Origin of the sequence: Nostoc sp. (assembly GCF_041747015.1) — a bacterium.
In the GTDB taxonomy this organism is placed as follows: domain Bacteria; phylum Cyanobacteriota; class Cyanobacteriia; order Cyanobacteriales; family Nostocaceae; genus Nostoc.
In genome coordinates this window covers 1-12,232 of sequence record NZ_JBGTFY010000414.1, presented here as the reverse complement: position 1 = coordinate 12,232, position 12,232 = coordinate 1, and the positions used below count along the sequence as shown (strand labels likewise).

Sequence of the window (12,232 nt, the reverse complement as noted above, 5' to 3'; positions counted from 1 at the left end):
CTTATTAAGTGTGAAACAACCTAGTTATGTAAAAAAAATAACTAGTCCGACGCGTTAGTGAACTAGTTTTTAAAGAAATCCTCTTCTCATGCCATGAGTATTATTACTCATCCACAAATAGTAAAAACTGCAAAAGTATAGGGGGAGTGCAAAGTCTCAGTGGGTTTTTTGGTGCTTGCTACCGAAATTGACCCGTTATAGTTTAACTTTGTTGCTGAGTGCAGTTTTGCTCTCTGATGCTGTGGGGGCAACACTGAGAGGTAGACCGTTGCAGATAGCACAGGAGCCAGGAACCACTCAACAAAATGCCACTCGCGGTACTGCGGAACGGGTTTATCAAGAGGGAATGCAGCTTTATCAACAAGGGACAGCAGAATCACTGCGACAGGCGATTGGAAAATTGCAAGAAGCGCTGAAGCTTTGGCAACAAGTTGATGATAAACCTGGACAAGCACTCACCCTCAATAATATTGGCTTTATCTACTCCTCATTAGGAGAAAAGCAAGAAGCGCTCAAATACTACAACCAAGCTTTACCTATACTCCGTGCAGTGGGGGCCAGGGGAGTGGAAGCCATCACCCTCAATAATATTGGCGCAGTCTACAACTCATTAGGAGAAAAGCAAGAAGCGCTCAAATACTACAACCAAGCTTTACCCATAAGGCGTGCAGTGGGGGACAGGGGAGTGGAAGCTACCACTCTTTCTAACATGGCTTTGCTAGAAGGCGATCGCGGCAACCTCCAACAAGCCCAAACACATATCCAAGCAGCAATCAAAATTATTGAAGATTTACGCACCAAAATTGACAGTCAAGAACTGCGTACTTCCTATTTTGCCACTGTACAGGGTTACTATCAGTTCTACATCGACCTGCTGATGCAGTTGCATAAAAAAGACCCATCTACAGGATACGACGCTTTGGCATTGCATATTAGCGAACGATCGCGCGCCCGTGGTCTTTTAGAACTATTAACAGAAGCTAATGCCAATATTCGTAAAGGCGTTGACCCGAAACTACTAGCAGAAGAACAAAACTTGCAGCAACAACTTGATGCTAAAGGTAAACTGCGTCAAGAATTACCAAATCAAGCACCAACAACCGTAATCCAAAAGCTCGAAAAAGAAATTGCCGACCTCCTTAACCAATACCGAGAACTGCAAACCAAAATCCGTACAACTAGCCCCAAATATGCAGCACTGAAATATCCTGACCCTCTGAAATTAGCTCAAATTCAGCAACAACTCGATTCAGACACCCTGCTTTTGCAATATTCTTTAGGTAAAGAACGCAGCTATCTTTGGGCTGTCACTCCCAATTCTCTCGATACTTATGAACTACCTGGACGCGAACAGATAGAGAAAGCTACAAATGATTTTCGCCAAAGTTTGGTAGTAGTTACAAACCCGAAGGGAACCGTCCAAGCTGCAACCCAACTGAGTCAAATCATCCTTGCACCTGTCGCTAAGAAGTTAGGGAAAAAACGCTTGGTAATTGTCGGTGATGGTACTTTGCAAAATATTCCCTTTGCGGCATTAGCTGACTTAAACCCCCAACCTGCTTCTCTACCAGCGAAGAAGGCGGAGCAGAATAAACTCCCATCCCCTAGCGGAGGCAGAAGGTTCAATTACCAACCCCTGCTTATAAATCATGAAATCGTCAATCTTCCTTCAGCCTCAACCATAGCCATACTTAGACAGGAAACCAAAGGACGCAAAGCCGCACCCAAAGCCCTAGCCATTCTCGCTGACCCGGTATTTACTGCTGATTCGCGGGTCACTGGCAAACCAGATAAAGATTTTTTAACTCCCGAATTAGACCTACAACGTTCTGCCTTAGAACGGTCTGCCAAAAATCTTAACCGCAACGGTTGGGGACGACTTGATTATACTCGCCAAGAAGCAGAGGCAATTCTCAAACTCGTCTCGCCAAAAGATAGCCTACAAGCTTTTGATTTTGATGCTAACTACAACTGGGTAACTAACCCACAACTAAGTCAATACCGCATCATTCATTTTGCAACTCACGGTTTTGCCGACAGCACTAACCCAGAGTTATCAGGCATTGTACTTTCGTTGGTAGACAAACAAGGTAAGCCCCAAAGAGGTTATCTGCGGCTCAACGATATCTTCAATCTGAATTTACCCGCCGATTTGGTGGTGTTGAGTGCCTGTGAAACTGGGCGAGGTAAGGAAGTTCAGGGGGAAGGGTTAGTAGGATTGACAAGAGGACTAATGTATGCAGGCTCACAACGAGTAGTGGTGTCTTTATGGAGTGTTGACGATGAGGGAACTAAGGAATTGATGAGCGAATTTTATCGCCAAATGTGGCAGCAAGGTAAATCTCCTATTGCTGCTTTGAGAGATGCACAACTGTATTTGTGGCAACATAAAAATTGGCAAGCTCCCCGTTATTGGGCTGCTTTCACTCTGCAAGGTGAATGGCGCAATAATTCGTAATTAATTAGGACTTACGCACTGTACAAATTTATCGTGATGTGTATTAAAGAAAATAGGTTGTTTCAGGCTTTTCTTAATTGTCCTTTGATCGTAAATAGACCCTGCTGTAGGGGTTTAGCATGCTAACCCCTACGAAAGATGTGGTTTTTCACGTTATGTTTTGGGCTTCCCAGCAAAAACCATCAGTCAATCAGCTATGGCAAGAATGCTGGACGGCTGACCCTTATGGTTCTCGATGGATGCCCCTTTCTACTGAGATGGGTTACAGTACTTTTATCTCTGCAAAGAAAATTCTATCTGAAAGCGGGTTGTTCATTTTCAAGCCCGACAAGTCGATTCAGGATGGACGAGAAACGGCTAGCTGGATGGTGAAGAATTTACATGGTAGCCGGATGAAGGAGTTTTGGGAGAAAGCCAATGCTGAAAATCAGCAATCAGATTCTCTAAAACTTGAACTAGATGCTGAAAAACGAGAACCAAATGCTGGGGATTCAGAGAAAGGTGCTGGCTCTGAAGAAATAGGTGCTTTGTATGAAGCATCGATTTTAGGTCAAAGTGAGTCAGAGCAAAGGTTTCTGAAACCCTCACGAACTGTTCAAGAACACCTCACAAACTCTACAAAAGAGTTTGTGAGGTGTAACTCTGACACGCTTACAGGAAATTCGCGTGAGGAGGAAACGGCGATCGCTCCCTTGGGGGTCGCGTCGCCTCAGTCTGTTGAAAGCGTGTCAGAGAAGGAGAAAGACTCGCCTACGGCGAATGACTGTACATCGCTGCTGCTTGTGGATGCTGTACAGGCTCAATCTGCTTCGTTGTTGCCTGAAAACCTCTCTGGTGGTGTTGAGCCGAAAGACTCTCATGAAGAGGCCTGTTCCGCCGCGCCCGTCGCTCAAAATGAAAAATCTTTAAATTCTGCGATCATTAATCAAACTCAGGGGCAGGTAGAACAAAATAATCCCACTTCGTTGTTAGTTGAAAATTCAATTTCAGGTGTAGGAGTCAAAGCAGTTCATGAAGGCACTTGTTCCGCCACGCCTGCCCCCAATCCTGGAAAATGGTCGCATGAGGCGATTGTAGCGAGGTCAAATATGCGACCGGGGCGTATGCAGAAACTCAAAACTTATAAGCAGTGTCATCTCCAATTCGCAATTACCAATTCGCAATTCGCAATTTCTTTCCCCATGCCGTCGATGCTGGGGCTTGAATATTGATAAGTATTTTTTATTTTTTTCATCAATAAATTGAGGGGCTTGTAACCCTAAATGAATCAATTTCCAATTTTGTCCGCAATTGCGAACTGCGAATTGCGAATTGCGAATTGTTTGGTCAACTAGAATTTCTTTACCATTAGCGTGAGCGTTACAAATTTCCAGCAAGAGCGGTTATTTATCTCATTTTCAAGCCAATTACTATTATTTTGCCTCTATTTAGCTGTTAATAATAATTTATACTGAGCTTTTCCTAATACACTTATAAATAAAGGCAACATCACAGCAGGTTTTTATATTTTTGTACACAATAATTAATGATTAACTTCAAGTTTTTACTGATTGCTTAATAAAGTGAACTTTGTATGAGATTTTCTTAATATTTCATGGCAGAATTGAACTTAAGTCTATATTTTGGTTTCCCGATAAAATTATAAAATTATAAAATTATTGGACAGATGTTTTGGGATAAAGAAATCGGCTTTGCTAGTTAATGTAGGAAGCAAGAGATGAGCGATCGCACTTTTCAGCGGCACAACGCAGGAAAATCGAATTATACAAATCCATCACTTGTCTCATCCAATATTCCGACATTGGCTAATCCAACGCGCGGTTTTAGTTCAACAAACAATACTCCGCTTCAGACAGTTACGGAAACAACAGACGAGCTTATTGGAACACAGTCTACTGATGAGCAATTTTTAGAACCAGAAGCTATCAAAGAAAAACCTCTTGGTCACGATATTAGTCGTATATCGTTGCGTTCTCCACAGGCGAAATTTACAATAAACGAGCCAGAAAATTTTGATGGGCAGGAAACTAGTGGTATTGCACATCAGGTAATGCAGAGGATGAGTGAGCCAGTAGACACACAGCCTACTGAAGACGAAGAATTAGCGGAAGACCAAGACCAGTTATCAGAAGACCAAAACCAGTTACCAGAAGACGAAGACCAATTACAAATGAAATCTCTGGGAAAGAGTTTTTCGCTACAACGTGAAGAATTACCAGAAGAAGAAGACCAATTACTAGAAGACCAAGACCAGTTATCAGAAGACCAAAACCAGTTACCAGAAGACGAAGACCAATTACAAATGAAGTCACTTGGTGCTTCATTTCAAGCATTTACAGAGGTGCAACCTTCAAATAAAGGACTTGGACATGACATTAGTCGAATATCACTGCACCGTCCACAAACAAAACTGACAGTTAATGAGCCGGGGGACGTTTACGAGCAAGAAGCTGATCAAGTAGCCCAACAGGTAATGCGGAGAATAAGCGAACCTGTAAATAATCAACCTATTCAACGGCAGGAATTACCAGAGGGCGAAGAAGATCAACTACAAATGAAATCTCTAGGAAGTTTGGCCATCCCTTCAGTGCCATTGGGACTTGGACATGACATTAGTCGAATATCACTGCACCGTCCACAAACAAAACTGACAGTTAATGAGCCGGGGGACATTTACGAGCAAGAAGCTGATCGGGTAGCCCAACAGGTAATGCGGAAAATAAGCGAACCTGTAAATAATCAACCTATTCAACGGGAAGAATTGCCAGAGGATGAAAAAGACCAACTACAAATGAAATTTTTGGGAGATGCCATTACTCCTTTAGTACAACGTAAAAGTAAAGCAGATGGAGTGGCAGCCACACCTAATTTAGAATCTTCAATTCAACAAGCGCGTGGAGGTGGACAACCGCTATCAGACGATATTCGCCAACCAATGGAGCAGGCGTTTGGAACAGACTTCGGGGGTGTTAAAATTCACACCGACAGCCGTTCTCACCAGCTTAACCAATCTATCCAAGCTCGTGCTTTCACCACAGGACAGGATATCTTTTTTCGGCAGGGAGAATATGCACCACAAAGTCAGGGCGGGAAGGAATTACTTGCCCATGAGTTAACCCACGTTGTTCAGCAGAGTGGGGGTGCAGTACAAGCGAAATCAATCCCTAACCGAACGGGGAAAAAAGATAAATTACAGGCTAAATCTCTGTTGACTTCATCTGCTGAATCTCAAGGAATAATTCAACCACAAGAGAATTTTCAGCAACAAACCAACCAAGACAACCACAAACAAGAGCAATTAGATTTAGAGACTGATGCCGAAAAAGAACAAGACCAGCAACAAGAATCAGCAAATGAAAATGAAGTAGCATCTTTACTTCCAGCACACAAGACAATTGCCGCAGCCAACGGTGATGCAAATCCATCAACAACTCATAATCAAAATTTTCAATATCCAGCCCAAAAGAAGCAGCAAGTAGCTACGGAAGTTTATACAGCGAATAAAGAACTGCGTTTACAATCTCTGCCAGAATCAGACGAACAACCACTTCAAGCTAAAGAACTCGGCGATCGCACTGTCGATGATTCCGCAAATAAAGAACTACACTTACAACTTTTGCAGGAACAAGATGAACAATCACTTCAAGCCAAGGAACTAAGCGATCACACTACCGATGATTCCGCAAATAAAGAACTGCGTTTACAATCTCTGCCAGAACCAGACGAACAACCGCTTCAAGCTAAAGAACTCGGCGATCGCACTGTCGATGATTCTGCAAATAAAGAATCACAGCTACAACATCTGCTAGAACCAGACAAACAACCACTTCAAGCAAAAGAACTCGGCGATCGCACTGTTGAGGATTCCTTAAATAAGGAACTGCGCCCACAACCTTTGCTAGAACAAGACGAACAATCACTTCAAGCAAAAGAACTTCCTACACTCAGTACCGAACTTTCTCTGAATAAAGAGTTACAAAAGCAACCTTTCAAAACGGCCAATCCGATAATTCAAGCAAAATTACTAAAGGGAGGTATTACACCAAGCCCAATATCAATTCAGCGTGGAGTTCGCAACTGGCTCTCAAAGGGATGGAACAAAACAAAAAACGTTGTTGGTGCAGGAGTAGAAGGTGTCCGTAACTTTGCTTCAGGGGCGGTAGATAAAGGAAAAGACTTTTTAAAAAGAGGGCTTGATTGGGTAAAAAACAACGTTATCCAGCCTTTGATGCGTTTAGGCTCAAGTGGATGGAGCGCAGTCAAGAATTTCGGTAGTCGGATTGCAACTGCCTATAAACAAGCTAATCCTACTATCTGGGATGTTTTCTTGCCGCAGCACCTTGCGTTCCGTATGGCAAGAAATCAAAGAAGGCAACTATTTGCACAAGCTATACAAGCAGAACAAAACCAACGCGCTAAAGCTGCTGCCGGGATACAGTCTTCTGACCCAGCGCCCGTACAAGAACCTAGCCAATTAGAGCGATTAAACGACCTAGCGGAAAAGGTAGAATCTGTTCCAGCAGCTGGCTTTAATGTCGGAAAAGAATTACTTGAAGGTGCTGTTGTTGGGGATTTCAATGAAAACCCAACTATTTGGAATACCATTGGGCAGGTTGCGATTGGGTTTGTCCCCTATGCTGGGCAGGCGGCAGACATCCGAGACATAATTGCCAATGTCAAGAAACTCCACGAAGGGGGATACAAAGACCCTGACGCTTGGATTAATCTCACCCTAACAGCTATTGGTATCATCCCAGGTGTTGGGGATGCTATCAAAGCAGTTGGCAAAGGTTCAAAGGGAGCTATCCGTAAGGCACTTAGTGGTGTCTTGAAAAACGCAGATAAGGTCTTAGGTCCAGCTTTAGGAAAAGCCAAAGGGATGCTTAAGGGTGCGCGTCGCTATGGGAAACAATTTCTGGGATGGGCATCCCGGCAAGGAGGAAGATTACGGCAAGGCGTGAGGCAATTTGCTCAGAAAACTGTCAATTTTGCTAAGGCAGCTGGTAAACGAGCGCGAGGACTTGTTACAGCACTAAGGTCACGGATTAGTGGATTTGTCACTGGTGCGATGCAAAAAGCTCGTGCTGTTGTCAGTCAAGGACGAGGGTTAATGGGTAGAGCGCTATCCCAATTTATGGGAATGGCGCAAAATGCTTTTAATGCCCTCCAAAATCGCGTTTCACAAGCGGCCAACTTTGTGAAAGCTGCTGCACAGCGCACAAAGGATATAGTACTTAAGGTTACTCGCAAGGTTGCCGATACCACGCGCAAGGCAACAACTCTCCTCAGAGAATTTACTCAAAGTGCTATTCAAAAAGGGCGGCAGGCAGCCCAAAAGGCTAGGCAATGGAGTAGCCAACAAGTAAAAAGAGCTACTGATTTAGGGCGTAGACTGGTTAAGAAAGCACGCGATCGCGTCACAAGTCTGATTCGTCAAGGGGTGAAGTTGGCGAAAGACAAAGCCCTTGCTTGGATTCAAAAGAAAATAGGAGGTATTAAACAGCGTCTACTAGGATTTTTGAAGGACAGATGGAATCGCCTCAAAGATAAGCTGGGAATTGGGAAACGTGGAAAACCAGGTCAAGAAGGGGCTGAACGCGGTGAGAAAGAGACAACCGATCATGCAGCTAGAAAAGCTGCGGCAAGAAAATTTGTTGATAACATTGTAAGTAACCCAACATCTCTTGTAGGTAAATCAGCAAATGATATTGCAAAGCAATTTAAAGAAGCCGGATTTGAAGCTATTGTAGAACAAAGTATAAAGAAAGGCACTTCTGGCAAAGCTGTGCAAATTCGGATTAAAGGGCATCCAGAAATAACAAATATTCAAGTACATCCTGGTGGTGGTCGTCATACACCCGAAGGGGTTAGTTATTGGAAGATTTCTACCAATACACAAGGAAAAGTTTGGGTTGTTCCTCGTTCATTCAAAGGGATCGAGAGTTTAGGAGGAAAATATATTTTCTATGACTAAAATTATTAAAGTTGACAGGGTTAAATCAGTAACAGAAGCAAAAGAATTGGAAGAATTAGGAGCCAATTTTATTAGTGTATCTTTGTCTAAAGATTTAAGATTTGGGGATGAGCGAACCATCGATTTAGATACTGCAATTTCAATTAAAAAGCACTTAAAAGTATCTAATTATACTGGCGAATTTTTATTTAAAGATAATCAAAATGAAATTATAGAATTGATTAAAGAAGTGGGGTTTAAATATGTGCAATTTTCAGGATATAAAATTCCCCCAGATGATTTTATCGATTATTTAAAGTCAGAAGAAATTGAAATTATTTGCTCAGGTATTACAGCATCTCATGATGACGATCCATCTTGGATATTAAGTCATTTTTTGGAAAAACGAGAATTGAATAGTGTTTACTTCCAAATTGATTTGCTACCAGAGTATAAAAATGCCTGGAAATTCCTAAAAAATGAATCTCCTAACTATCCTGAAGAGCTTCAGATAGAAGATATTGATCAACTTGCCCAAGATAATAAGCTCTTAATTACACTAGATTATTCATCGCATAATGTATTGGATGTGATTAGCTATTTTGCGAATATCAAAGGTATCAGTATGATTTTGGGCAACTCCCTTATAGAGGATCTTCATTGTTTTGATTACCCTGAAGTTTTAGGAATCCTGAGAAAAATCAAATTCAATGAATGAAAAAGCACAGCAATTTAACAAAATTATCAAGAAGCAAATTCTGTGTTTCGCTGGGGCAATAGGTCGGTCGCACTTCAATCGCTTAGTCCTGATCGCCCTAGAACTCCAACAGCAGGGGGCAAAAATTGCCTTTGCTTTCAAAGAAAATAACCAGATTTTAAAACATTACAATTTTCAGTTTTTCCCCGTATCAGATGCTTTCGTTACAGACTTCAGTAGCAATGTCTTTGCCGCCTACACACCAGCCTTAATTGAACAATGTGTCAAAGACGAATTAAAAGTAATTGAAGCCTTTAAACCTGATGCCATTATTGGAGATTTCCGCCTAACTGCGGCAATTTCATCTAAAGCTGCAAAAATCCCATATATATCAGTCGTGAATGGCTACATGACGGATTATTTCGATCCCGTCGATGTCATAATTCCCAAAGAGACAAGACCTTTTGATCATATGCTAGCCTCTGTAGCATCAAAAGCCATTCAACGAGTTCAGAAAAGAACACTGGCAGCTCCCTTTCGAGAAGTTGCCCAAAAATACGGACTCAAAAAGCTCGTCTCTCTCTATGATTTTCTTACAGGCGATTTAACCTTAATCGCTGATTTACCAGAGTATTGTCCTCTGGAAAATCTCCCTCGAAACTTCCGTTATATTGGCCCGCTAATTTGGGAGGGATTGAACGATACAGTTCCAGATTACCTAAAAAATATTGATAGCTCAAAACTGATTTATGCCACAACAGGCAATACCGGAAAAGAAAAATTTATTCAGCTTGTTATTGATGCTTTTAAAAACGATCCTGATTATGAAGTAGTTTTGACCACTGGTGCTTTTATACATCCTGATGCCGTACCTAAAATTTCAAATATTCATGTAGCAAGCTTTATTCCTGGCTCAGAGATTCTCAAGCACTCCCAAGCAGTCATTCATTGTGGGGGAAATGGTACAATCTATCAGGCGCTGTCGCAGGGAGTTCCTGCTGTGGTAATCCCTTTCAACAACGATCAGACAATCAATGCGTGGCTGATCAAGAGAAATAAAGTTGGCATTCCTTTATCTCTATCTGAATTGACAGCAAACCAAGTCAAACTAGCTGTAAAAAAAGTAGTTGAGGATAATGATATGCAAAATCACCTTCAACACTTCAAAAACTTATTAGAAAATAGTAATAGCCCGAAAAGTGCTGCTAACGAGATAATGTCATTTTTAACAGTTAAAGTTCCAAGTTGAACGTAACATGGAGGCTATGAGGACGATGAACACTACCACCGAACATTGCCAGTTGGACAAGGAACTGACTCTACGCAATAACTCAGAATTGCCCATAACCGTGCGTGTAGTAGATTTGTCATTCACCAAGCAGGAAGATTCCCTCAGCGAATGCCATCTCACCTTAGAAATCAGCCCGGAACTTTACCAACACATTGATAATGAGGCATTATTCAACCTTAAACCAGAATTACGCGGGCCCTTTACTATCGATAGCTTCCAGCCCGAAATAGATATTGCAATCGAAGCAACTCTACAGCCGGACTTGCTGCCGCAACTGTCTGATCACGCCACCGACCCAGAAGAGACAGCAACGTACCTCCAGAACTTAAGTCAACAACAGTCTGATAATTCACTGGTATCTACCGAGAGTTGGTTTGCTTTGCACGTTAAGCAGGCACAGGATTCGGGTGTAATTGGTTATCGCACCTTCTGGGCTTATGTTGATCCGTTTGTGATCGCCCAAGAAGCAACTTCCAAAGGGCAAATTTCTCAGGCAATGATTAATTTTTTCAAAGATTGGGCAGATACCGATATGTCGGCTGTAACTGAAACAGCAATCTCTGAGTCTGTAGAGGAAATTACTAAAGCATTCGACGAGTTCGCTGATACTGGACAGATAGCAACCGAGGCCGCAATTTCTGAGATTTTTGAAGAAGTAACCCATGCTTTTGAAGAATTGGCTGATGCTGCAAATGATGCGATTGCTCAATCCGTCACTTTTAATAAGCCCATTGGCGAGGAAGTAATAAATTTCTTCATAGAAGACGACTGGCCTTTCACTAAAATTCAAGGAGAGCCAGTCTTGCTGACAGCTTTCCAAGGTAAGAATGGGAAATGGACTTGTTATGCCAAAACAAGAGATGAACATGAGCAATTTGTTTTTTACTCGATTTGCCCTGTTAACGCACCAGAAAATAAGCATCTATCTGTAGCTGACTTTTTGATGAGAGCAAATTCTGGTATGATAATTGGCAACTTTGAGTTAGACTTTGCATCTGGAGAAATATGCTACAAAACCAGTATTGATGTTAAAGGCGACTTTCTCAGCTTTGAAATCATCAAGCAGTTGGTTTATGCCAACGTAACAATGATGGATACAGCACTTCCGGCAGCTATGAGGTACATCCTCATAGCTGAAAGTGATGATAGGAGAGAGGCAGGGATAAAAACTGTATTGCATAATAGCCGGAAGTGCTGTAAATATTTACCTGGAATTATCGCGGTGATTGAGAGTGATGCCGAGCCTAAAGATATGATCACACAACTCGAATTATAAAAAAGATAATCGTCCAATTGAGTGAAGATAGATTTTTATAAACATAGCAAATAAATTTAGAATTTTTAAGAACAGCTTATGATATTTAGTTGGGCACTCATTTCTGGAAGCGTCAATGATAATTGTTAAGAAAACAGCGTAACCAGCTTTTTGCCAGTCACGCTCTTGAACCTTATAAATGTCGCCAGAAGTTTTTACTGATAGTCTTGAGACTGATTACCTTGGGTTCTGCTGCTGCTTCAGGGGCATGACCAACAGCCACCGCAGCAACTTGTGGTGCAGGTGTCGTTAACAGAGAATTGAGTAACTCTTGTTGATAGTCAATATCTGCTACTGTGCGGTAAACTCTGTGATAATTTATCTGCATCCCCAAAGGTGTTGGGACAATTTTCAGATACTCATTAAGAGCAGATATGTAGGGCTTGCTGATTAAAGCTGAAACCCTTGTACAAATAGTGATTGAAGTCTATAAATGGGAAAAAAGTGCAAGGCAATCGGGTAAAATGGGTAAAAATCCTCACATAAATATAGAAAATGTATCGAAAAATTGAAACTCT

At 41.9% G+C, this 12,232-nt stretch carries 7 protein-coding genes; 6 read left to right on the top strand and 1 reads right to left on the bottom strand.

All coding sequences use genetic code 11. The features are described 5' to 3' along the window. Positions 1-187: 187 nt before the first annotated feature. From ACEW80_RS32340 to ACEW80_RS32315, 6 genes are all read left to right on the top strand, one after another. On the top strand, positions 188-2,458 hold the full coding sequence (locus ACEW80_RS32340; RefSeq protein WP_373530531.1) for a CHAT domain-containing protein: 2,271 nt from the start codon (positions 188-190) through the stop codon (positions 2,456-2,458). Between the two features lie 119 nt (positions 2,459-2,577). Beyond that, positions 2,578-3,669 (top strand): hypothetical protein, encoded by a 1,092-nt coding sequence (locus tag ACEW80_RS32335; protein ID WP_373530530.1) that lies wholly within the window; start codon positions 2,578-2,580, stop codon positions 3,667-3,669. Positions 3,670-4,175: 506 nt separating this feature from the next. Continuing rightward, positions 4,176-8,432, top strand: coding sequence for a DUF4157 domain-containing protein (locus tag ACEW80_RS32330; RefSeq protein WP_373530529.1), 4,257 nt, complete (start codon positions 4,176-4,178; stop codon positions 8,430-8,432). Further along, a complete protein-coding gene (locus tag ACEW80_RS32325) occupies positions 8,425-9,129 on the top strand; it encodes a hypothetical protein (protein ID WP_373530528.1) in 705 nt (234 codons plus the stop codon). Before ACEW80_RS32330 ends, ACEW80_RS32325 begins: the two co-directional genes overlap by 8 nt. Continuing rightward, on the top strand, positions 9,122-10,357 hold the full coding sequence (locus tag ACEW80_RS32320) for a glycosyltransferase (protein ID WP_373530527.1): 1,236 nt from the start codon (positions 9,122-9,124) through the stop codon (positions 10,355-10,357). The genes ACEW80_RS32325 and ACEW80_RS32320 overlap by 8 nt, the downstream gene beginning before the upstream one ends. Before the next feature lie 25 nt (positions 10,358-10,382). After that, positions 10,383-11,675 (top strand): YbjN domain-containing protein, encoded by a 1,293-nt coding sequence (locus tag ACEW80_RS32315; protein WP_373530526.1) that lies wholly within the window; start codon positions 10,383-10,385, stop codon positions 11,673-11,675. Between the two features lie 172 nt (positions 11,676-11,847). Here the strand turns inward: ACEW80_RS32315 and ACEW80_RS32310 are convergent, their stop codons facing one another. Next, positions 11,848-12,042 carry a hypothetical protein gene (locus tag ACEW80_RS32310; RefSeq protein WP_373530525.1) on the bottom strand — a complete coding sequence of 65 codons (195 nt, stop codon included), beginning with the start codon at positions 12,040-12,042 and terminating at the stop codon, positions 11,848-11,850. Positions 12,043-12,232: the final 190 nt, after the last annotated feature.

What these genes read in the sequence shown, in the direction of transcription:
- ACEW80_RS32335 (WP_373530530.1), top strand. Translation starts at nt 2,578, where the DNA reads ATGCTAACCCCTACGAAAGATGTGGTTTTTCACGTTATGTTTTGGGCT.
- ACEW80_RS32330 (WP_373530529.1), top strand. Translation starts at nt 4,176, where the DNA reads ATGAGCGATCGCACTTTTCAGCGGCACAACGCAGGAAAATCGAATTAT.
- ACEW80_RS32325 (WP_373530528.1), top strand. Translation starts at nt 8,425, where the DNA reads ATGACTAAAATTATTAAAGTTGACAGGGTTAAATCAGTAACAGAAGCA.
- ACEW80_RS32320 (WP_373530527.1), top strand. Translation starts at nt 9,122, where the DNA reads ATGAATGAAAAAGCACAGCAATTTAACAAAATTATCAAGAAGCAAATT.
- ACEW80_RS32315 (WP_373530526.1), top strand. Translation starts at nt 10,383, where the DNA reads ATGAACACTACCACCGAACATTGCCAGTTGGACAAGGAACTGACTCTA.
- ACEW80_RS32310 (WP_373530525.1), bottom strand. Translation starts at nt 12,042, where the DNA reads ATGCAGATAAATTATCACAGAGTTTACCGCACAGTAGCAGATATTGAC.